This is a genomic window from Pelomonas sp. Root1237, assembly GCF_001425055.1.
Taxonomy (GTDB): Bacteria; Pseudomonadota; Gammaproteobacteria; order Burkholderiales; family Burkholderiaceae_C; genus Pelomonas.
The window spans coordinates 555,592-575,804 of the sequence record NZ_LMDK01000016.1 but is presented as its reverse complement, the minus strand read 5'-3'; the positions used below and the strand labels follow the sequence as shown (position 1 = coordinate 575,804).

18 protein-coding genes are annotated in these 20,213 nt (G+C 66.4%); 9 read left to right on the top strand and 9 right to left on the bottom strand.

From position 1 onward, the window contains the following. Nucleotides 1-30 precede the first annotated feature (30 nt). The 7 genes from ASC91_RS15445 to ASC91_RS15415 all read right to left on the bottom strand — a co-directional run bounded on the left by ASC91_RS15445 (nt 31) and on the right by ASC91_RS15415 (nt 7,761). Nucleotides 31-327, bottom strand: coding sequence for a hypothetical protein (locus ASC91_RS15445; RefSeq protein ID WP_056198224.1), 297 nt, complete (start codon nt 325-327; stop codon nt 31-33). 91 nt (nt 328-418) lie between these two features. Then, entirely contained in the window at nt 419-1,174 is a 756-nt protein-coding gene (locus ASC91_RS15440) for a trimeric intracellular cation channel family protein (protein WP_082532705.1), read from the bottom strand. Nucleotides 1,175-1,222: 48 nt separating this feature from the next. After that, nucleotides 1,223-2,788, bottom strand: coding sequence for an ABC transporter substrate-binding protein (locus tag ASC91_RS15435; protein ID WP_235531998.1), 1,566 nt, complete (start codon nt 2,786-2,788; stop codon nt 1,223-1,225). Nucleotides 2,789-2,793: 5 nt separating this feature from the next. Beyond that, complete coding sequence (locus ASC91_RS15430) at nt 2,794-4,368, bottom strand: ABC transporter substrate-binding protein (protein WP_056198220.1); 1,575 nt, start codon at nt 4,366-4,368, stop codon at nt 2,794-2,796. After that, on the bottom strand, nt 4,365-5,933 hold the full coding sequence (locus ASC91_RS15425) for an ABC transporter substrate-binding protein (protein ID WP_157281650.1): 1,569 nt from the start codon (nt 5,931-5,933) through the stop codon (nt 4,365-4,367). The genes ASC91_RS15430 and ASC91_RS15425 overlap by 4 nt, the downstream gene beginning before the upstream one ends. Before the next feature lie 68 nt (nt 5,934-6,001). After that, complete coding sequence (locus tag ASC91_RS15420; RefSeq protein ID WP_157281759.1) at nt 6,002-6,304, bottom strand: hypothetical protein; 303 nt, start codon at nt 6,302-6,304, stop codon at nt 6,002-6,004. 8 nt (nt 6,305-6,312) lie between these two features. Next, nucleotides 6,313-7,761: a PLP-dependent aminotransferase family protein gene (locus tag ASC91_RS15415; protein WP_056198216.1), complete on the bottom strand. Its 1,449-nt coding sequence runs from the start codon at nt 7,759-7,761 to the stop codon at nt 6,313-6,315. Between the two features lie 65 nt (nt 7,762-7,826). Here ASC91_RS15415 and ASC91_RS15410 point away from each other — a divergent pair, with 65 nt between their 5' ends. Together ASC91_RS15410 and ASC91_RS15405 are read left to right on the top strand one after the other, a co-directional pair. After that, the gene (locus tag ASC91_RS15410; protein WP_056198214.1) at nt 7,827-8,870 is read left to right on the top strand and encodes a hypothetical protein; all 1,044 of its coding nucleotides are present in this window, start codon (nt 7,827-7,829) and stop codon (nt 8,868-8,870) included. A gap of 74 nt (nt 8,871-8,944) precedes the next feature. Continuing rightward, the gene (locus ASC91_RS15405) at nt 8,945-9,586 is read left to right on the top strand and encodes a dihydrofolate reductase family protein (RefSeq protein WP_056198212.1); all 642 of its coding nucleotides are present in this window, start codon (nt 8,945-8,947) and stop codon (nt 9,584-9,586) included. 7 nt (nt 9,587-9,593) lie between these two features. Here the strand turns inward: ASC91_RS15405 and ASC91_RS15400 are convergent, their stop codons facing one another. Beyond that, entirely contained in the window at nt 9,594-10,022 is a 429-nt protein-coding gene (locus tag ASC91_RS15400) for a helix-turn-helix domain-containing protein (RefSeq protein WP_056198210.1), read from the bottom strand. Nucleotides 10,023-10,070: 48 nt separating this feature from the next. Between ASC91_RS15400 and ASC91_RS15395 the strand changes: the two genes are divergently transcribed. Genes ASC91_RS15395 through ASC91_RS15385 form a run of 3 tightly spaced genes read left to right on the top strand, consistent with a single transcriptional unit; the run spans nt 10,071 to nt 12,138 of the window. Then, entirely contained in the window at nt 10,071-10,655 is a 585-nt protein-coding gene (locus tag ASC91_RS15395) for a hypothetical protein (RefSeq protein WP_056198208.1), read from the top strand. Nucleotides 10,656-10,659: 4 nt separating this feature from the next. Next, nucleotides 10,660-11,274, top strand: a complete 615-nt coding sequence (locus tag ASC91_RS15390) for a 3'-5' exonuclease (protein WP_162247798.1) — start codon at nt 10,660-10,662, stop codon at nt 11,272-11,274. Nucleotides 11,275-11,325: 51 nt separating this feature from the next. Continuing rightward, nucleotides 11,326-12,138, top strand: a complete 813-nt coding sequence (locus tag ASC91_RS15385; protein WP_056198204.1) for an ABC transporter substrate-binding protein — start codon at nt 11,326-11,328, stop codon at nt 12,136-12,138. Nucleotides 12,139-12,183: 45 nt separating this feature from the next. On the opposite strand, the gene ASC91_RS15380 is transcribed toward ASC91_RS15385, so the two are convergent. Next, on the bottom strand, nt 12,184-13,026 hold the full coding sequence (locus ASC91_RS15380) for an isopenicillin N synthase family oxygenase (RefSeq protein ID WP_056198202.1): 843 nt from the start codon (nt 13,024-13,026) through the stop codon (nt 12,184-12,186). A 307-nt stretch (nt 13,027-13,333) separates the two neighbouring features. Here ASC91_RS15380 and ASC91_RS15375 point away from each other — a divergent pair, with 307 nt between their 5' ends. The 4 genes from ASC91_RS15375 (at nt 13,334) to zapE (ending at nt 20,120) form a co-directional block, all read left to right on the top strand. Next, on the top strand, nt 13,334-16,189 hold the full coding sequence (locus ASC91_RS15375; protein ID WP_056198200.1) for a 2-oxoglutarate dehydrogenase E1 component: 2,856 nt from the start codon (nt 13,334-13,336) through the stop codon (nt 16,187-16,189). Nucleotides 16,190-16,276: 87 nt separating this feature from the next. Beyond that, nucleotides 16,277-17,524 (top strand): 2-oxoglutarate dehydrogenase complex dihydrolipoyllysine-residue succinyltransferase, encoded by a 1,248-nt coding sequence (gene odhB / locus ASC91_RS15370; RefSeq protein WP_056198198.1) that lies wholly within the window; start codon nt 16,277-16,279, stop codon nt 17,522-17,524. A gap of 21 nt (nt 17,525-17,545) precedes the next feature. After that, on the top strand, nt 17,546-18,967 hold the full coding sequence (gene lpdA, locus ASC91_RS15365) for a dihydrolipoyl dehydrogenase (protein WP_056198196.1): 1,422 nt from the start codon (nt 17,546-17,548) through the stop codon (nt 18,965-18,967). Nucleotides 18,968-19,019: 52 nt separating this feature from the next. Then, the gene (gene zapE, locus ASC91_RS15360; RefSeq protein WP_056198194.1) at nt 19,020-20,120 is read left to right on the top strand and encodes a cell division protein ZapE; all 1,101 of its coding nucleotides are present in this window, start codon (nt 19,020-19,022) and stop codon (nt 20,118-20,120) included. Nucleotides 20,121-20,213 lie beyond the last annotated feature (93 nt).

Genomic DNA, 20,213 nt, shown 5'->3' with positions numbered 1-20,213 from the left:
AGCTGGAGCAGCGGCTTCAAGTCGCAAGCATCAGCGCTGCGACTCAGGGTCGTCGGCGATGCGATTCAGCAGTGGACCCAGCGTGCCGTCCGGGAAGACGCGCCGCCAGCCTTCAGGATCCGCCTTGTACATGGGCGGTGCCGGCTCGGCCATGAACTCGGGAACGTAGCCGACCGAACAGGTCTCGCAATACAGGCCTTGGATGAAGGGCCCCTGGTGGGCAAATTCGGGCTTCAGGTCGTCGACGGAAAAGCCCTCGCAGGCGCAACCGTGCCGCCAGATCGATGGCGACGCGTGGGGGTGGTCGTCGGCTGGGTTGATCAGCAAGAGTTTGTGACTGACGCGAGTGGCCAAGTTGCAGCGAGGGCAGGCTTCGAGTTGAAGGGCGTGCGCATTCATCGTGAAGTGCTCGTCGTTATCAGCGCTTCGCGTTGATGCGCCAGGCCGGCAGCGTCCAGCCCGTCCACAGGGCCAGGCCGCGCAGCAGCACCGCTGTCGCGGCCGCTGCGCTGATGACGACCCACTGCGGCGCGTCCAGCCGCACGGCCGCGACGAGCACCCAGCCGCCGACAAAGCTGCACAGCGCATAGGGCCGGTGGTCGTGGAACGCGGCGGGGATCTCGTTGCAGACGATGTCGCGCAGCACGCCGCCGAAGACGGCGGTGATGACGCCCATCAGCACGGCCACGATGGCCGGCATGCCTGCGTCCAGCGCCACCAGCGTGCCGTTGGCCGTGAACAGGCCCAGCCCCAGTGCATCGGGCCACTGGATGGCCTTCTCCGTCAGCGCCAGGTGGCGCCGGCGCAGGAAGAGCATGGCGGCGAAGGACAGTGCCATCAGCGCCCACAGCCAGTCCGCATGCTCGACCCAGAAGAAGGGCCGGCGGTCCAGCAGCACATCGCGCAGCGTGCCGCCGCCAAAGGCCGACAGGCCCGCGACTATGCACAGGCCAACGACGTCGAGATGCTTGCGCGCGCCGGCCAGCAGGCCGGACAACGCGAAGGCCAGGGTGGCCGTGATCTCGACGACGGACTGGATCGTCGAGAAGTTGATGATGGGCGGCTTGATCACCCCAGCGTCATCTTCCACCGGGGTTGCTTGCGGGCCGAGCGCCGGGCCGCTCCCTAGCCGGCCCGCCCAGGCGATGTGCTTGCCGGTCGAACCGGCAAGCATCGCCGTCCCCTCGGGGGACCGGCCAAGGTATTCCTTGGACGAGGGGCTTCACTTCACTGTGGCCCATTTGGCTTGCGGGGCATCGTTGGCCGAGTGCGGGATGGTCAGACCGGCCTTCATGGCCCAGGGGCGCACCTGGTGGTGGATGGGGATGAAGAGGAACTCGTCGCGCGTGCGCTTCAAGGCTTCTTGCATCAGCGCCAGGCGCTTGGGCACGTCGGTCTCGACCTTCATCTGCTGCACCAGTGCGTCGATCTTGGCGTCACTGACCTTGGAGAAATTGCCCTTGCCGTCGGCGCCGCCGGTCTTGGTGTGGACGATGTCCTGCAGCGTGTACTGCGCATCGAACGTCGTCACGCCCCAGCCGTACATGTACAGCGGCAACTCGTAGCGTTGCATGGCGGCCGAATGCTGGGTCATCGGCTGCGTCGACAGCTTGGCCTTCACGCCGATGCGCGTCCACATCGACACCACCGCCTGGCAGATCTCCTCGTCATTGACGTAGCGGTCGTTGGGGCAGGCAAGCGGCACCTCGAAGCCTTCGGCATAGCCGGCCTCCGTCATCAACTGCTTGGCGCGCGCCACGTCGGGCTTTTGCACCGTGTCCAGCTCGGCCGAGTGGCCGTAGGCGACGGGCGCCACCATGATGGCCGCCGGCACCGACAGGCCGCGCATCAGGCTGCGCTTGATGGCCTCGCGGTCGATGGCCAGTGACATCGCCTCGCGCACGCGCTTGTCCTTGAAGGGGTTCTTGCCCTTCACGTTGCTGCCCTTGATCTCTTCGCTGCCCAGGTCCAGCGCGAAGAAGATGGTGCGGTTCTCGGGCCCGTCGATGACCTTGAGCCGCGGGTCGGCCTTGAGCTTGGCGACGTCCTGGGGTGGCAGGTCGGTCAGCAGATCGAGGTCGCCAGACAGCAGGGCGGCCACGCGGGTTGCGTCGGACTTGATGGGCAGATAGGTCAGCTCTGAGATATTGCCCTTGGGCTTGTCCCACCAGTCCTTGTTGGCCACCATGCTGATGCGCTGGTCCGGCTGCCAGGCCGTGATCTTGAACGGCCCCGTGCCCATCGCGTTGCGGGAGGCATAGGTGTCCTCCTTGGCCTTGAAGTCCTGCGGGTTCTCGGAGCGGTTCTTGGTCGCCCAGGCCTTGCTGACGATGCGCACATAGGTCAGGTTGCGCGTCAGCACGGGGTTGGGGCCTTCGAGCATGAAGTCCACCGTGTGGTCGTCGATCTTCTTCACCTCCTTGATGCCGGAGGCATAGATGATCATGTTGCTGGCCGGGTGCTTGATGCGCTGCAGGCTGAAGACGACATCATCCGCCGTGAAGGGCGTGCCGTCATGGAACTTGACGCCGCGGCGCAGGTCGAAGCGCACCTGCGTGGGCGTCACAAAGGTCCACTTAGCGGCCAGTGCCGGCTCGACGTCGAACTTCTCCGTGTAGCGGGTCAGGCCTTCATAGGCGTAGCCGGTGATGGTGGACGTGGCCGAGTGGTTCTGCGAATGCGGATCCAGCGTCTGGATGTCGTTCTGGGCCGCCCAGCGCAGTGGGTCGGCCGTGGCGGTCAGCGCGGTGGCCAGCCAGGCGGCGGCCCAAAGGGTGGAGATTTTCATGAGCTTCATGGAAGGGTGGTGAAGCGGGCCTCGAAGGTGTCGTTCGAGCGGTGCAGGGTGTTGACGCCGGGTTTCATGGCCCAGGGCCGGATCTGATGATGCACCGGAATGAAGAGGAACTCGTCGCGCACACGCAGCAAGGCCTCGCGGATCAGCGCGTTGCGGGCGCTCGCGTCGGGCTCGAACTGGATGCGCTCGACGAACGTGTCCAGCGCCGCGTCGGCGAGGCGGTTGAAGTTCTGGCCGCCGTTGCCGCGCGCATCGCGGCTGTGGCCCCAGGCCTGCAGGCCCTGATGGGCGTCGTAGGTCGGCATGGAAATGCCGATCAGGTAGAACGGCGACTCATAGCGTTCCAGCGCCTGGATGTGCAGGCTCATCGGCTGGGCGTTGAGCCGCACCCGCACGCCGATGCGGGCCCACATCGCCACCGCGGCCTGGCAGATCTGCTCGTCGTTGACGTAGCGGTTGTTGGGGCAGCGCAGCGGCAACTCGAAACCCTGCGGGTAGCCAGCCTCGGCCAGCAGCTTGCGGGCCTTGTCGGCGTCGAGCTTCAGCGGCGTATCCAGCGCTGCGTCGTAGCCGGTGACGCCAGGCGGCACCATCAGCGCTGCGGGCACCGACAGGCCGCGCATGATGCTGCGCTTGATGGCCTCGCGGTCCAGAGCAAGGTTCAGCGCCTCGCGCACGCGCTTGTCCTTGAAGGGGTTGCGGCCCTTGACGCTGGAATCGCGCAGTTCCTCGCTGCTTTGGTCCATGGCGAAGAAGACGGTGCGCACCTCGGCGCCCTCCATCAGCTTGAGGCGCTTGTCTGTCTTGAGCCGCTGGTAGTCCTGCGGCGGCACGTCGGTGACGAGGTCGACATCGCCCGACAGCAGTGCCGCCACGCGCGTGGGCGCCGACTTGATCGGCAGATAGGTCAGTTCGGTGATGTTGCCCTTGTTGCTGTCCCACCAGTCCTTGTTGATGACCATCTGCACGGCCTGGTCGGGCTGCCAGCTGACGAGTCGGTAGGGGCCGGTGCCGTTGGCGTTGCGCGAGGCGTAGTTCTCCTCCTTGGCCTTGAAGTCCTCGACATGGCTGGCGTGGTTGCGCACCGCCCAGGCGCGGCTCAGGATGGCGAAGTTGACGAGGTTCTGCAGCAGCAGCGGTGCCGGTGCCTCCAGCATCAGGTCGACCGTGTAGTCGCCCAGCTTGCGGATCTCGCGGATGCCCGACACATAGGCCTGCATCGCGCCCTGCGGCTCGCGGATGCGGGCGAAGCTGAAGACGACGTCATCCGCTGTGAAGGGGCTGCCATCGTGGAACTTCACGCCGCGGCGCAGCTCGAAGCGCACCTGGGTGGGCGACACATAGCTCCAGCGCGTCGCCAGCGCGGGCTCGGGCTGGTAGTTCTCGCCCCGCCGCGTCAGGCCCTCGTAGACCTGGGCGGCAATGGTCAGCGAGGTGGTGTGGTTCTGCGAATGCGGATCCAGCGTCAGGATGTCGTTCTGCGCGGCCCAGCGCAGCGGGGCCGCGCTGGCGGACAGGGCGGCAAACAGCCCGCAGGCCAGGGCCGTGAGAACGCCATGTCGCGCCCTCACTTGATGGTGGTGTAGCGAGCCTCGAAATAGTCGTTCGAGCGGTGGATGGTCTCGACGCTCGGCTTCATCGCCCAGGGCCGGATCTGGTGGTGGATGGGCACGAAGAGGTATTCGTCGCGGATGCGCAGCAGGGCTTCCTTGATGAGGGCGTTGCGCTTGGGCACGTCGGGCTCGAACTTGATCTTCTGGATCAGGCCATCGAGCGTCGCGTCGCTGACCTTGCCGAAGTTGAAGTTGCCGTCCGCGCCGTTGGTGCGCGTGTGGCCCCAGGCCTGCATGCCGTAGAGGGCGTCATACGTGGAGACGCCCCAGCCCAGCATGTAGAACGGCGACTCGCCGCGCTGGAAGGTCTGGCTGTGGGTGGAGAAGGGCTGGGCGATGAGGCGCACCTTGACGCCGATCTTGGCCCACATCGACACCGCCGCCTGGCAGACCTGCTCGTCGTTGACGTAACGGTTGTTGGGGCAGTGCAGCGGCACCTCGAAGCCCTGCGGGTAGCCGGCCTCGGCGAGCAGCTTGCGGGCCTTGTCGAGGTCGGGCTTGAGCGGTGCATCGAGTGCTGCGTCATAGCCGTTGACACCCGGCGCAATCATCAGCGCCGCCGGTACCGACAGGCCACGCATGATGCTGCGCTTGATGGCCTCGCGGTCCAGGGCCAGGTTCATGGCCTCGCGCACTTTTCTGTCCTTGAAGGGGTTCTTGCCCTTCACATTGGACTCGCGCAACTCCTCGCTGCCCTCGTCCATGACAAAGAAGACGGTGCGGATCTCCGAGCCTTCCAGCAGCCTGACCTTGCCTTCTTCCTTGAGCTTGAAGAAGTCCTGCGGCGGCAGGTCGGTGACGATGTCGACGTCGCCCGACAGCAGGGCCGCCACGCGCGTCGGCGGAGACTTGATCGGCAGATAGCTCAGCTCGGTGACATTGCCCGGGTTCTTGTCCCACCAGTCCTTGTTGGCCACCATCTTGACGGCCTGGTCGGGCTGCCAGCTCACCAGCTTGTAGGGCCCGGTGCCATTGGCATTGCGGCTCGCGAAGTTCTCTTCCTTGGCCTTGTAGTCCTGGGTGTTGGTCGTGTTGTTCTTGGTCGACCAGACCTTGCTCATGATGGGGAAGCTGATGATGTTCTGCAGCAGCATCGGCGTCGGCGCCTCGAGGATGAAGTCGACGGTGTGGTCGTCGATCTTCTTGACCTCCTTGATGCCCGAGACATAGGTCTGCTTGGTGCCCTGGGGCTGGGTGATGCGGCCGAAGCTGAAGACGACGTCGTCGGCCGTGAAGGGCGAGCCGTCATGGAACTTGACGCCCTTGCGCAGGTCGAAGCGCACCTGGGTCTGGGAGAGGTAGGTCCACTTGGTCGCCAGCGACGGCTCGGGGCGGTACTCCTTGCCCAACCGCGTCAGCCCCTCGTAGATGTGCGTGCCGATGGCGTTGGAGGTGTTGTGGTCCTGCGAGTGCGGGTCCAGCGTCAGGATGTCGTTTTGTGCGGCCCAGCGCAGTGGGGCGGCAGTGGCCACTCCCAGCGTCAGTGCGGCCAGCAGGGGCAGGAGTCGGAGCAGAGATTTCATGCGGCTTTCCTTGAGAATGGCAGGACGGCAGAAGCCAAAAATACTAGCCGCGACCCCGGGGGTGCCGGCTACGGTTTTCCCTCGGGTTCTAGTGAGCAATCGCAACCGGCACCCGCGGCGATCCAGCGCTTCACCAGCCAGCCGCCCAACTTCCCGATGAAGCCGCTCGGTTGCGCCGCTAGTGCGCCGCACACATAGCGTGCGCCGTCCCAGCGCAGTGCGACGCATGCACCTTTGAGGCGCCGGCTCAGCACGACGCCCAGCGGGCAGGGCTCGGCCAGGCAGCAGACGCCGCAGCCGTTGCAAGCCTGGCCGAACGCGGGCTTGGGCGGCGCGTCGGGGTGGATTTGGATGATCCGTGTCTGGCCCATGGGTTGAATCATGGGCCAGAAGATGGCCCGGACCGCAGCGCCTGCCGCAATCGGCCTGCCACCTCGCCCGCCTGTTCGGTCCTGACATTGGTGAAGCCGATCAACAGGCCCTGGCCGGCCTCGTGCTGGACGGCATGGGCAGACAGCGCGGACGGCGCCAGGCCCTGAGCGCGGGCGCGCCGGACCAGGCCGGTGTCCGGCTCGTGTCCGGGGAAGCGGGCCAGCAGCGTGAGGCCGCCCTCGGGAGCCGCCAGCGCGATGCCGTTACCGAATTCAGCTTGCAGGGCGCGGGTCAGCGCCACGCTGCGTTCGGCATAGCGAAGCCGCATGCGGCGCAGGTGCCGGGCGTAGTGGCCACCGGCCATGAAGGCGGCCAGGGCGGCCTGTTCCTGTTGGGCATGGCCGCGGTGGGACAGTTCGCAGGCGGCGGCCGTGGCCTCGACCCAGGCCGCGGGTGCGACGAGATATCCCAGCCTCAGCCCGGGGAACAGCGTCTTGCTGAAGCTGCCGGCATAGAACACCCGGTCGCGCCGGTCGACGCTTTTCAGTGCTGCCGGTTTGCGGCCGACGTAGTGGAATTCGCTGTCGTAGTCATCTTCCAGCACCCAGGCGTCGGCGGCCTGGGCCCAGTCGAGCAGCGCCTGGCGGCGTTGGAGTGACAGCGCCACGCCCAGCGGGCTCTGGTGGCCAGGCGTGACGACGGCGAGCCGGGCGGCCGGGTGGTATTGCCGGGCATAGGCCACGTCCAGGCCGGCCGCATCGACCGGGATGAAGGTCAACTGCAGTTGCGCCGCTTCCAGCGCGCGCCGGGCGAAGCGGTAGCCGGGATCTTCGAACCAGACTTCCGTGCCAGGCGGCGCCACCAGGCCGACGACCAGTTGCTGCGCGGCCTGGTAGCCGGCCGTGACGAAGACCTGAGTGGGGTCGCACGCAATGCCGCGCGACACCAGCAGGTAGGCCGCGATGGCGGCGCGCAGTTCCGGCAGGCCGCGCGGGTCGGGGTAGCAGAAGCGCTGCGCGTCCAGACGCCGTGCCGCGCCGGCCGTCAGGCTGGCCCAGAGCGTGCGTGGGAACAGGTCCAGCGCCGGCAGGCCGCCGCGAAAGGGCCAGAGGTAGTCGTCGGGCAAGGTGAAGGCCGCTGCCCGCGCGATGGCAGGCGTCGCGCCCTGCATCAGGCTGCCCGGCTTCAGGTCGGGCGCCACCACGGTGCCGGCAGCGCCGCGCCCCAGGATGCAACCCTCACCGGCCAGCCGCCCATAAGCCGCGTCTACGGTGCCGCGTGCGACATTGAGCTGGGCGGCCAGGCTGCGCGTGGACGGCAGGCGCGCGCCCGGCGCCAGCCGGCCGTCGGCGATGGCCTCACGGATGCGCTGGTAGACCTGCTCCTGCAACGGTTGGGCCGACGCGGTTTCGAGGCGCAGCGCATCCAGCGGGGAGAGTGATGGCGGTGCGCTCATGGCCCAGTCAATTCGCGCGGATTTGGCTCTGTTGGATCGGGCCATTCTCCGGGAGAGTCTGGGTCATGGACACGCAGCTTCGATCCTCCACCGCCGACATGGGCGCCAGGGCACCGCTCTCCGCGGCCCGGCAGGCCCTCGCACTCGCGCCGGCCCTCGCGGCGATGAGCTACCCGTTCTGGCTGCGGGCCTTCCATGCCGTCGGCACGCAATGGCCTCTCGCGGCGCTGCCGCTGCTGGCCGCCTTCGCGATGCCACTGGTCGCCGCGCTGCTGTGGTTGCGCGCAGCCTGCGCGGCGCCCGGCTCGGTTTTCGAACTTCGGGTGCGCCGGCTGGCCCTGCTGGGCGTCGCGGCGCCGCCGCTGTTCGTGTTCTGCGCCTTCCTGTTGGGCGTGCTGGGCCGCCCGATCTCCGAGCCGCTGGCTTGGATGGCCGCATGGTTGGCCGCCGGCCTGTGGGCGTGGGCGGCCCCCGGTGGGGCCGAGCCCGTGACCGCCCCGCCGGCGGACATGACCGCGCGCGCTGCCCATGGCGTGGTGGCGGCGATGGTGCTGGCCTTCATCGGCTTTCACCTTGTCAACCACCTGTTCGGGCTGCTGGGCCCGCAGGCGCATGCGGCCGTCATGAAGGCTGGGCGCGGCGTCTACCGCATGCCCGCGGCCGAAGCCATGCTGGTGGCGCTGCTGTTGCTGCAGCTCTGCCTTGGCGCGTGGCTGGCCTGGCGCTGGAGCCGGTTGCGCATGGATGTCTACCGCGCCGTGCAAGTGATGACAGGTGTCTATCTCGGCTTCTTCCTGCTCACGCACATGAACTCGGCCCTGGTGTCGGCGCGCACCTTGCGAGGCATCGAGACCGACTGGGCCTGGGCCTCGGGCGCGCCGCAAGGCTTGCTGCTGGACGCCTGGAATATCCGCCTGCTGCCGCACTATGCGCTGGGCGTGTTCTGCGTGCTCGCCCACCTGTGCTGCGGCCTGCGCAGCGTGCTGCTGGCGCATGGCTGGCGGGCGGCGAGCGTCAACCGCGGCTGGCTGGCGGGTTTGATCGCCGCGGTCGCGGTATCGACACTCATCGTGGCCGGCTTGTGCGGCCTGCGGTTGCCCGGCGCTTGAGTCCACGCTGCGAGACGCTAGGCTCCACGCAGGCACCGTCCCTCCCACCACACCGCACGACAAGAGAGTTCAAGATGTCCAAGGTCAGAGTCGCGGCATTCAGCATTTCCATCGACGGTTTCGCGGCAGGGCCGTGCCAGAGCCTGGAGGCGCCGCTGGGCGCAGGCGGCGAGCAACTGCACGAGTGGATGTTCCCGACCCGCACCTTCAAGCAGATGGTCGGCAGCGAAGGGGGCAGCACCGGCGTCGACGACCGCTTCGCGGTGCGCAGCTTCGAGGGTGTCGGCGCCTGGATCCTGGGCCGCAACATGTTCGGCCCCGTGCGCGGCCCCTGGCCCGACGAGACCTGGAAGGGCTGGTGGGGTGCCAATCCGCCTTACCACGTACCTGTGTTCGTGCTGACCCACCACGCCCGGCCGCCACTGCAGATGGAAGGCGGCACGACCTTCCATTTCGTGACGGACGGAATCGAAGCCGCGCTGCGGCAGGCGAAGCACGCCGCCGCGGGCAAGGACGTGCGCATCGGCGGCGGTGCTCAGACGATCCGCCAGTACCTGCAGGCCGGTCTGATCGACGAGATGCACCTGGCCATCTCGCCGGTGCTGCTGGGCAGCGGCGAGTCGCTGCTGGGTGGCCTGGACATGCCGGCCATTGGCTGGCGCGTCACCGAGCACGAAAGCTCGGGGCAGGCGATGCATGTGGTGATGGCGAGGTGACGTGGCTTCAAGGCGCGGCGGCGACGCCGCAGGTCGCGCGAGCGTCGATGGCGACGTCCAGTGGAGCGGTCGCGCAAGCGGCTTGATGTGCCGCGCCCCAGCGACGGATTTCCTCGGCCACCGGCAGCACCGACAGCCCGTGCGGCGTGAGTGCGTATTGCACGACGGCCGGCACAGGCCCCGTGCGCTCGCGGCTCACCAGCCCGTCGGCCTGCAGCTCGCGCAACTGCTCCGCTAGCACCTTGGCTGATACATCCGGAAGGCTGCGCCGCAGTGCGGCGAAGTGCAGGGGGCCGTCGGCCAGCCGGTACACGACAAACAACTTCCAGCGCCCACCGATGGCCGCCAGCGCCGCCGTCAGCGCGCAGCCGCGGATGGCGTTGCCACGCGCCGGGCGAGGACGGTTACCTGCAGGTGCCTTCTTGGCAGTGGACATGGTGCTGCATAGAGTGAACCGGGTCAGTCTAGTCACCCATCCGAGTTCATGCCTTCCCAACACACTCGCCGCACCGCCGCCGCGCTCATGGCCACCGGTGTCAGCGCCATCGCCGCGCCCGCTTCCGCCGCCTCCGCGCCCCTGTTGCCTCCAACGCCGGTGGGCGCGCCGCAGGACTTCGAATTCGAGCACGGCAACTGGGACACGTCGCTGCGCCGCCGGCTGCGGCCACTGAGCGGCTCGGACGTGTGGGCGGAGTACGTCGGCACCACCCTCGTGCACCCGTTGCTGAGCGGCCGCGCGAATCTCGTCGAGCTGGATGTCTCGGGCCCCGAGGGGCGCATCCAGGGTCTGTCGCTGCGGCTCTTCGAGGTGCAGCAGCAGCGCTGGACGCTCAACTTCTCCAACGCAGCATCGGGCACGCTCGCCGCGCCGATGGTGGGCGGCTTCGGCGGCAGCCCGCGTGGCCTGTTCTACAGCGCCGAGGGCTTCAATGGCCGGCCTATCCTGGTGCGCTTCATCATCGAGTCCCTGAGCGTCGACCGCTGCCGCTTCGAGCAGGCGTTTTCGGCTGATGGCGGCGTCACGTGGGAGATCAATTGGATTGCGGTGGATACGAGGAGGTCATACTGAAGCGATGGAGAGACCCACGAGCGAACAGATAGCAGCGTTGCCGCCTTACCCCGCGTTGCCGCTCGACCGGATCCACGTGCTTCGCGACGCGGACCAATGCGACTTCGCTGAAGCAGAACTGCGCTTGGCCGGCCAGGTCGGCTTCGACACCGAGAGCAAGCCCATGTTTGTCGCTGGCGGTGAGCAGACAGGACCGCACATCGTGCAGTTCGCGACTGCGGGGCATGCCTTCATCGTACATACGGAAGCGCCGGAGACTGCAGGCTTCCTGCGCGCCATCCTTGAGTCTGAGGTCATCGTCAAGGTGGGGTTCGGCATCGTGTCCGACCGCGTGCCCTTGCACAGGAAGCTGGGCGTGCAGCTCAGCGGTGGGGTCGATGTTTCGCACATGGTGCGGCGACTGGGTTTCCAGCAGGCCGTCGGCCTCAGGGCCGCCGTCGCCATCGTGCTGGGCCAGCGCATGCCCAAGTCCAAGAAAGTCACCACCTCCAACTGGGCCACCCGCAAGCTCAGCCCCCAGCAGCTGCAATACGCGGCCAACGACGCGCATGCGTCGCTGCTGGTGTATCAGGCGCTCCAGGCGATGCCAATGGAGCTTGCGAGAGCTTCATCTCCATGAGTGGCCCTGCCAACGGCCACCCTCCAGCCGTCCGAGTTCTAAACTCAAGAGATGAAGCCGGTCCTGACTTGTCTGGTGGCGACCCTGTTCGCCAGTGCTGGACTGCAGGCCCATGAGACTCCCTGCGGGCCGTATCAAGTGGCCTTTTACGAAACGGGCTTGCTGTATTTCAAGAATGCCGCAGGCGACTACGTCGGCATCGACCGCGACGTCGTCGAGGAAGTCAGCAGGCGCACGGGCTGCTCCTTGGTGCGAGTCATGGAGTCCCGCGTGCGAACCTGGACGGCGCTGGCCGGGGGTACGCTTGACATGACGGTCTCGGGCATAGAAACGCCTGAGCGGCAGAGGTTTGCGCACTTCGTTCCTTATGTCCTGAACAATCGCAACTACCTGATCGTGCGCAACGAACTGGCTGCCACGACGAAGACCATGGACGAGTTCCGGGCGCGAAAGTTTCTGCGCCTGGGTGTAGTCAAGGGTTTTGTCCATGGCGCAACGCTGGACCCCTGGATCGAAGCGCTCCGTCGCGAAGGCCGCATCGATGAAGTGGCAGATCTGGAAGTTCTCGCCAGAGTCTTTGCTGTCGGGCGCGTCGATGCCTTCCTCAGCCAACCGGTGGTCTGGGCCCCACTACTCACGCGCAACCAGCTGGACGGAAAGGTCCAAATCCTCGACTTCGCGCCGCAGGACAACGCAGTCCTGGGGCTCGTGCTGTCGCGCCAGCGGGTTGCGGCCGTCGACGTCGACAAGATGCGCAACGCGATCGAGCTGATGCGCACCGACGGCACGCTTGAGACGATCTTTGCGCGCTATGTTGACCGGCCGACAGCCCGAGCGCTTGCAGCGCGACCCAGCGGAAAGTAGCGGCGGGCAAGCGCCCGTGGCGCCCTTTGCACTGAAGGCAGGCCTTCAGGTCTTCACGCCCAACTCGCGCAGCCGCTCGTTCAGATAGCTGTCGGCCGTATAGCGATCGCTCAGCACGACGTTGTCGCGCGGATGCAGGAACAACGGCAGCGACACGCGGCTCTTCTTCGCGCCTTCGCCGGTCGGGTTCACCACGCGGTGCTGGGTCGATGGGTAATAGCCCTCGGAGGCCTCCTGCAGCATGTCGCCGATGTTGATGGTCAACGTGCCGAAATCGCAGGGCACGTCGTGCCAGGCGCCGTCGGTGCCCAGTACCTGCAGGCCCGGCTCGTTGGCGGCGGGCAGGATGGTCAGCAGATTGATGTCGCCATGCGCTGCGGCGCGGATGGAGCCCACCGGCTCTTCGCCCGTCAACGGCGGGTAGCGCAGCACGCGCAGCAGGGTCTTGCTGCTGCCCTGGATCATGTTCGACAGCGGCTCGCGGTACTTGGCCGCGATCTCTGGCGGCGTGTAACGCTCCACCCAGCCCAGCAGTTCCTCCGCCAGCGCATTGGCTTCGCGGTAGTAGGTGAGGGCGTCTTCCTTCAACTGCTCGGGGATGCGGCCCCAGGGGTAGACGTGGAAATACTCCTTGATGTCCTTCTGCTTGGAACCCTTCGCGGTTTCCGAGATGGCGGTCGAGAAATACCCATCCTGGGTTTCCTTGGAAAACGCGTAGCCATGCTTGGCCTCGCTGTTGAAGAAGGCCAGCCAGTCGGCATAGATCTTCTCGACCAGGGTTTGGCGGATCGGGTGGTTGGTCAGCACGCCGAAACCGGTCTCGTGCAGGGAGCGGGTGAACTTCTCCGCGGCGTCGGGCGCGCGGTAGTCAACGACCTGGACTTGCATCTGGGATCTCCTGAATGTCCCTCGCGTTCAACCATTCAATCTCGGGGCTGGCGCGACCACCAAGTTTACGGGCCAGTCAACTTTGCTGCATCCCGGTGCGTGAACTTTGTCGCACCCCGTCCACCTTGTCGGGCAAACCCGGAGTGCTAGAGTCCGCCCCTGATACTTTTATTCCTTCCCGTCCCTTTTGCAGTTGCCCCTGGCAACAGCAGAGGTGGGTCGCAATCCGCCAACCGGTCGAGCCGTGTCGCGGAAGGTTCTTCAACCAGCCAACTCCCTGGAAACCGGGGCATGAGGTGAGCGAAAGATGATGCAGCAATACAGGTCCAACTCCTACCTGTTCGGCGGAAACGCGCCGTATGTGGAGGAGATGTACGAGGCCTACCTCGACAACCCGGGTTCCGTCCCGGACAACTGGCGCGCCTATTTCGACGCGTTGCAGCATGTCCCCGCGGTGGATGGCAGCGAGGCGCGCGACGTGGCCCATGCGCCGGTCGTCGAATCATTCGCCCAGCGCGCCAAGGCCAACGCCTTCGCCAACAAGGCTTCCAGCGCCGATCTGGCCGTCGCCCGCAAGCAGGTGCACGTGCAGTCGCTGATCGCGGCCTACCGTTTCCTCGGCAACCGCTGGGCCGAGCTGGACCCCCTCAAGCGCGCCGAGCGCCCCAAGATTCCCGAGCTGGACCCGGCGTTCTACGACCTGACCGAGTCCGACATGGACATCTCGTTCAGCGCCGTGAACAGCTATTTCGGCGGCGAGACGATGACGCTGCGCCAGATCGTGCAGGCCCTGCGCGAGACCTATTGCGGCTCGATCGGCTCCGAATTCATGCACGGCTCCGACCCCGGCGAGAAGCGCTGGTGGCAGGAGCGCCTGGAGAAGGCGCGCGGCAAGCCGACCTTCTCGGCCGAAGAGAAGAAGCACATCCTCGACCGCCTGACCGCGGCCGAAGGCCTGGAGCGCTATCTCCACACCAAGTACGTCGGCCAGAAGCGTTTCTCGCTGGAAGGCGGCGAGAGCTTCATCGCGGCGATGGACGAAGTGATCCAGCGTGGCGGCGAGCGCGGCGTGCAGGAAATCGTCATCGGCATGGCCCACCGCGGCCGCCTGAACGTGCTGGTCAACACGCTGGGCAAGATGCCTGCCGACCTGTTCGCCGAGTTCGAGCACAAGGCTGCCGAAGACCTGCCGGCCGGCGACGTGAAGTACCACCAGGGCTTCAGCTCCGACGTGTCCACGCCTGGCGGCCCGGTGCACCTGAGCCTGGCCTTCAATCCGTCCCACCTGGAAATCGTCAACCCGGTCGTTGAAGGCAGCGTGCGCGCCCGCCAGGACCGCCGCGGCGACAGCGAAGGCGCCCAGGTGCTGCCGGTGCTGGTGCACGGTGACGCGGCCTTCGGTGGCCAGGGCGTCGTGCAGGAAACGCTGGCGATGGCGCAGACGCGCGGCTACCGCACCGGCGGCACGGTCCACATCATCATCAACAACCAGATCGGCTTCACCACCAGCGACCCGCGCGACCTGCGCTCCACCTGGTACTGCTCCGACGTCGTCAAGATGATCGAAGCGCCGGTGCTGCACGTGAACGGCGACGACCCCGAGGCCGTCGTCTGGGCCACGCAGCTGTGCATGGACTACCGCGCCGAGTTCAAGAAGGACGTCGTCCTGGACATCGTCTGCTTCCGCAAGCTGGGCCACAACGAGCAGGACACGCCGGCGCTGACCCAGCCGCTGATGTACAAGAAAATCGCCGCCCACCCCGGTACGCGCAAGGTCTATGGCGACAAGCTGGTGGCGCAGAACGTGCTGCCGGCCGAAGGCCCGGACGACATGGTCAAGGCCTACCGCGCCGCCATGGACGAAGGCCGCCACACCGTCGACCCGGTGCTGACCAACTTCAAGAGCAAGTTCGCCACCGACTGGTCGCCCTTCCTGGGCAAGAAGTGGACCGACAGCTGTGACACCGCCATTCCGGTGGCCGAGTGGAAGCGCCTGGCCGAGAAGCTGACGACGCTGCCCAAGGACTTCGCGGCCCACAACCTCGTTGCCAAGCTCTACGCTGACCGCGCCACGATGGGTCGCGGCGAAGTCAACATCGACTGGGGCATGGGCGAGTCCATGGCTTTCGCGTCGCTGGTGGCTTCGGGCTACCCAGTGCGCCTGTCCGGCGAGGACAGCGGCCGCGGCACGTTCACGCACCGCCACGCCGTGCTGCACGACCAGAACCGCGCCAACTGGGACGCCGGCACCTACATCCCGCTGCAGAACGTGGCCGAAGGCCAGGCACCGTTCACCGTCATCGACTCCATCCTGTCTGAAGAAGCGGTGCTGGGCTTCGAGTACGGCTATGCCGCGGCCGAGCCCAACACGCTGACGATCTGGGAGGCGCAGTTCGGCGACTTCGTCAACGGCGCCCAGGTCGTCATCGACCAGTTCATCGCCTCCGGCGAAGTGAAGTGGGGCCGCTCCAACGGCCTGACGATGATGCTGCCGCACGGCTACGAAGGCCAGGGCCCGGAGCACAGCTCGGCGCGCCTGGAGCGCTTCATGCAGCTGGCCGCGGACAACAACATGCAGGTCGTGCAGCCCACCAACGCCGCGCAGATCTTCCACGTGCTGCGCCGCCAGATGCTGCGCATGTTCCGCAAGCCCCTGGTCATCATGACGCCCAAGAGCCTGCTGCGCGCGAAGGATGCCACCTCGCCGCTGGCCGATTTCACCAAGGGCGATTTCAAGACCATCATCGGTGAACAGGACGCCGCGCTGAATGCCGAGAAGGTCAAGCGTGTCATCGTCTGCTCGGGCAAGGTCTATTACGACCTGGTCAAGGCGCGGGCCGAGAAGAAGTCCGCCGACGTGGCCATCGTGCGCGTCGAGCAGCTCTACCCCTTCCCGCACAAGGCCTTCGCGGCCGAGTTGAAGAAGTACCCGAACGCCACCGACATCGTCTGGTGCCAGGACGAACCGCAGAACCAGGGCGCCTGGTTCTTCGTGCAGCACTATGTGCACGAGAACATGAGCGAAGGCCAGAAGCTCGGCTATGCCGGCCGTCCGGCCAGCGCCAGCCCGGCCTGCGGCTATGCCCACCTGCACCAGGAGCAGCAGAAGGCGCTGCTGGATCAGGCGTTTGCCAAGCTCAAGGGCTTCATCCTCACCAAATAAGGACCGCAATGCGCAGCGCCCCGATCGGCGCTGCGCTTGCTCGCGCCTGCACCATCACACCGAATAAAGAACACGGAGCCTCCCACCATGGCCATCGTTGACGTCCAAGTTCCCCAGTTTTCCGAATCCGTTTCCGAGGGCACGCTGCTGACCTGGAAGAAGAAGCCCGGCGAAGCTGTCACCATCGACGAAACCCTCGTCGAGATCGAGACCGACAAGGTCGTGCTCGAAGTGCCCGCACCTGCCTCCGGCGTGCTGGCCGAAGTCCTGGTGGCTGACGGCAGCACCGTCGTCAGCCAGCAACTGCTCGCCAAGATCGACACCGAAGGCAAGGCCGGCGCTGCTGCAGCCGCACCTGCCGCTGCTGCTGCCGCACCTGTGGCCGCCGCTGCTCCTGCTGCCGCCAACAAGGGCGATGTGGCCATGCCCGCCGCCGCCAAGATCCTGGCCGAGAAGGGCCTGGCTGCCACCGACGTGGCCGGCTCCGGCAAGGACGGCCGCGTGACCAAGGGCGACGCCCTTGGCGCTCAGCCCAAGCCTGCTGCCGTCGCCGCGCCGCTGGTCGTGCCTGCGTCGCCCGCGGTCGCCAAGCCGCTGCCCGCCGTGGCCGCGCCGGCCCAGCAGAACCTGGGCGACCGCCCCGAGCAGCGCGTGCCCATGACCCGCCTGCGCGCCCGCATCGCCGAGCGCCTGGTGCAGTCGCAGTCGACCAACGCCATCCTGACCACCTTCAACGAAGTCAACATGGCCCCGGTCATGGAGATGCGCAAGAAGTTCCAGGAGAAGTTCGAGAAGGAACATGGCGTCAAGCTCGGCTTCATGAGCTTCTTCGTCAAGGCAGCCGTCGCGGCGCTGAAGAAGTACCCGATCATCAATGCCTCGGTCGATGGCAACGACATCGTCTACCACGGCTACTTCGACATCGGCATTGCCGTCGGCTCGCCGCGCGGCCTCGTCGTGCCGGTGCTGCGCAATGTCGACCAGATGAGCTTCGCCGACATTGAAAAGAAGATCGCCGAGTTCGGCCAGAAGGCCAAGGACGGCAAGCTGTCCATCGACGACCTGACCGGCGGCACCTTCTCCATCTCCAACGGCGGCACCTTCGGCTCCATGCTGTCCACGCCCATCATCAACCCGCCTCAGTCGGCCATCCTGGGCGTGCACGCCACCAAGGACCGTGCTGTCGTCGAGAACGGCCAGGTCGTCGTGCGCCCGATCAACTACCTCGCCATGTCTTACGACCACCGCATCATCGACGGCCGTGAAGCCGTGCTGGGCCTGGTGACCATGAAGGAAGCGCTGGAAGACCCGGCCCGCCTGCTGTTCGACATCTAAGAAGAACAAGGAACGATCAGCATGAGCACCAAGCAATTCGATGTCGTCGTCATCGGCGGCGGCCCTGGCGGCTACATCGCCGCGATCCGCGCGGCCCAGCTGGGCATGAACGTGGCCTGTATCGACGAGTGGAAGAACGACAAGGGCGGCCCCGCCCTCGGCGGCACCTGCACCAACGTCGGCTGCATCCCGTCCAAGGCGCTGCTGCAGTCCAGCGAGCACTACGAGCAGCTCAACCACCACTTCGCCGACCACGGCATCACGGCGGACAACGTCAAGATGGACGTCGCCAAGATGCTGGCCCGCAAGGACCAGGTCGTGAAGCAGAACAACGACGGCATCGTCTACCTGTTCAAGAAGAACAAGGTCACGTTCTTCCACGGTCGTGGCTCCTTCGTTGCCGCCAAGGATGGCGGTTATGAACTCAAGGCTGGTGAGGAAACCATCGCGGCCAAGCAGGTCATCGTCGCCACGGGTTCCAACGCCCGCGCGCTGCCCGGCGTGCCGTTCGACGAAGAGAACATCCTGTCCAACGACGGTGCCCTGCGCGTCGGCTCCACGCCCAAGAAGCTGGGCCTGATCGGCGCCGGCGTCATCGGCCTGGAGATGGGTTCGGTCTGGCGCCGCCTGGGCGCTGAAGTGACCGTACTGGAAGGCCTGCCGGCCTTCCTGGGCGCGGTGGATGAGAGCGTCGCCAAGGAGGCCGCCAAGGTCTTCAAGAAGCAGGGCCTGGACATCCAGCTCGGCGTCAAGGTCGGCGAGATCAAGTCGTCCAAGAAGGGTGTCAGCGTCGCCTACACCGACGCCAAGGGCGAAGCCAAGACGCTGGAGGTCGACAAGCTCATCGTCTCCATCGGACGTGTGCCCAACACCATCGGCTTGGGTGCTGATGTGGTCGGCCTCAAGCTGGACGAGCGCGGCGCCATCGTCGTGGATGACGACTGCAAGACCAGCCTGCCGGGCGTCTGGGCCATCGGCGACGTCGTGCGCGGCCCGATGCTCGCGCACAAGGCCGAGGAAGAGGGCGTTGCCGTGGCCGAACGCATGGCTGGCCAGCATGGGCACGTGAACTTCAACACCGTGCCCTGGGTCATCTACACCAGCCCCGAGATCGCCTGGGTCGGCAAGACCGAGCAGCAGCTCAAGGCCGAAGGCGTCGCCTACAAGGCCGGCCAGTTCCCCTTCCTGGCCAACGGCCGCGCCCGTGCGCTGGGTGACACGACCGGCTTCGTCAAGTTCCTGGCCGACGCCAAGACCGACGAGATCCTGGGCGTGCACATCATTGGCCCGTTCGCGTCGGAGCTGATCTCCGAGGCGGTGGTGGCGATGGAGTTCAAGGCCTCGGCCGAGGACATCGCACGCATCTGCCACGCGCATCCGTCCTTGAGCGAAGCGACGAAGGAAGCGGCCCTGGCCGTCGACAAGCGCACGCTGAACTTCTGATCGCACGTAGCGAATCGAAAGGGGCGGCCAGACAGTCGCCCCTTTTTTTGCGATGACCTCAGTCACTGAGCTTTACCAGCAGACCCTCGCCGAGCGCGGCTTCACGGCCGACGCTGCGCAGCTGCGTGCCATCGAGGCCCTGCAGCGCTGCCAGGACGAATGGGCCAGCTACAAGGCGCGGCGCGCCAATGCCGTGACCAAGCTGCTGGTGCGCCCGCCCATCCCGCGCGGCGTTTACATGTACGGCGGCGTAGGCCGAGGCAAGAGCTTCCTGATGGACTGCTTCTTCCAGGCCGTGCCGCTGCAGCGCAAGACTCGGCTGCACTTCCACGAGTTCATGCGCGAGGTGCACCGCGAGCTGCAGGAACTCAAGGGCATTGCCGACCCGCTGGAGGAACTCGGCAAGCGCATCGCGCGGCGTTTCCGCCTGATCTGCTTCGACGAGTTCCACGTCGCCGACGTGACCGACGCGATGATCCTGCACCGCCTGCTGGACGCCCTGTTCCGCAACCGCGTGTCCATCATCACGACGTCCAACTTCCACCCCGACGGGCTCTATCCCAACGGCCTGCACCGCGATCGCATCCTGCCAGCCATCGAGCTGCTGAAGGCCAACCTCGAGGTCATCAATGTCGATGCCGGCACCGACTACCGGCGCCGCACCCTGGAGGACATGAACCTCTACCTGACGCCGCTGAACGAGTCGACGGAAGCGGCGCTTACCCAGGCCTTCGAGTCCCTCGCAGAAGCGCAGGACGAGGACCGCAAGCTGATGATCGAGCACCGCGCCCTCTACGCGCGTCGGCGTGCCGGCGGTGTCGTCTGGTTCGATTTCGCAACGCTTTGTGGTGGTCCGCGCTCGCAGAACGACTACCTCGAGCTGGCCAGTCAGTTCCATACCGTCATCCTGTCCGACGTGCCGGAGATGCCGGTGCGCCTGGCCAGCGAGGCGCGCCGCTTCACCTGGCTGGTGGACGTGCTCTACGACCGCCGCGTCAAACTCATCATTTCGGCCGCGGTGCCAGCGGAGCAGCTTTACACCGAAGGGCCGCTGGCTCACGAATTCCCGCGCACGGTGTCGCGCTTGCAGGAAATGCGCTCGGCCGAATACCTCGCCTTGGCCCGTCGCGAGGTTGATACTTCGCTCACATGAGGCCACCCCCTACTCGCTTCGCGCACCTTGCAGGCCGCGCCGACCCCGGAGGGGCCGACCCTTCGGCAGGCGCAAACGGCGTGCCGTTTGTGT

What these genes read in the sequence shown, in the direction of transcription:
- ASC91_RS15440 (WP_082532705.1), bottom strand. Translation starts at nt 1,174, where the DNA reads ATGCTTGCCGGTTCGACCGGCAAGCACATCGCCTGGGCGGGCCGGCTA.
- ASC91_RS15435 (WP_235531998.1), bottom strand. Translation starts at nt 2,788, where the DNA reads ATGAAAATCTCCACCCTTTGGGCCGCCGCCTGGCTGGCCACCGCGCTG.
- ASC91_RS15425 (WP_157281650.1), bottom strand. Translation starts at nt 5,933, where the DNA reads ATGAAATCTCTGCTCCGACTCCTGCCCCTGCTGGCCGCACTGACGCTG.
- ASC91_RS15420 (WP_157281759.1), bottom strand. Translation starts at nt 6,304, where the DNA reads ATGGGCCAGACACGGATCATCCAAATCCACCCCGACGCGCCGCCCAAG.
- ASC91_RS15415 (WP_056198216.1), bottom strand. Translation starts at nt 7,761, where the DNA reads ATGAGCGCACCGCCATCACTCTCCCCGCTGGATGCGCTGCGCCTCGAA.
- ASC91_RS15410 (WP_056198214.1), top strand. Translation starts at nt 7,827, where the DNA reads ATGGACACGCAGCTTCGATCCTCCACCGCCGACATGGGCGCCAGGGCA.
- ASC91_RS15405 (WP_056198212.1), top strand. Translation starts at nt 8,945, where the DNA reads ATGTCCAAGGTCAGAGTCGCGGCATTCAGCATTTCCATCGACGGTTTC.
- ASC91_RS15400 (WP_056198210.1), bottom strand. Translation starts at nt 10,022, where the DNA reads ATGTCCACTGCCAAGAAGGCACCTGCAGGTAACCGTCCTCGCCCGGCG.
- ASC91_RS15395 (WP_056198208.1), top strand. Translation starts at nt 10,071, where the DNA reads ATGCCTTCCCAACACACTCGCCGCACCGCCGCCGCGCTCATGGCCACC.
- ASC91_RS15390 (WP_162247798.1), top strand. Translation starts at nt 10,660, where the DNA reads ATGGAGAGACCCACGAGCGAACAGATAGCAGCGTTGCCGCCTTACCCC.
- ASC91_RS15385 (WP_056198204.1), top strand. Translation starts at nt 11,326, where the DNA reads ATGAAGCCGGTCCTGACTTGTCTGGTGGCGACCCTGTTCGCCAGTGCT.
- ASC91_RS15380 (WP_056198202.1), bottom strand. Translation starts at nt 13,026, where the DNA reads ATGCAAGTCCAGGTCGTTGACTACCGCGCGCCCGACGCCGCGGAGAAG.
- ASC91_RS15375 (WP_056198200.1), top strand. Translation starts at nt 13,334, where the DNA reads ATGATGCAGCAATACAGGTCCAACTCCTACCTGTTCGGCGGAAACGCG.
- odhB (WP_056198198.1), top strand. Translation starts at nt 16,277, where the DNA reads ATGGCCATCGTTGACGTCCAAGTTCCCCAGTTTTCCGAATCCGTTTCC.
- lpdA (WP_056198196.1), top strand. Translation starts at nt 17,546, where the DNA reads ATGAGCACCAAGCAATTCGATGTCGTCGTCATCGGCGGCGGCCCTGGC.
- zapE (WP_056198194.1), top strand. Translation starts at nt 19,020, where the DNA reads ATGACCTCAGTCACTGAGCTTTACCAGCAGACCCTCGCCGAGCGCGGC.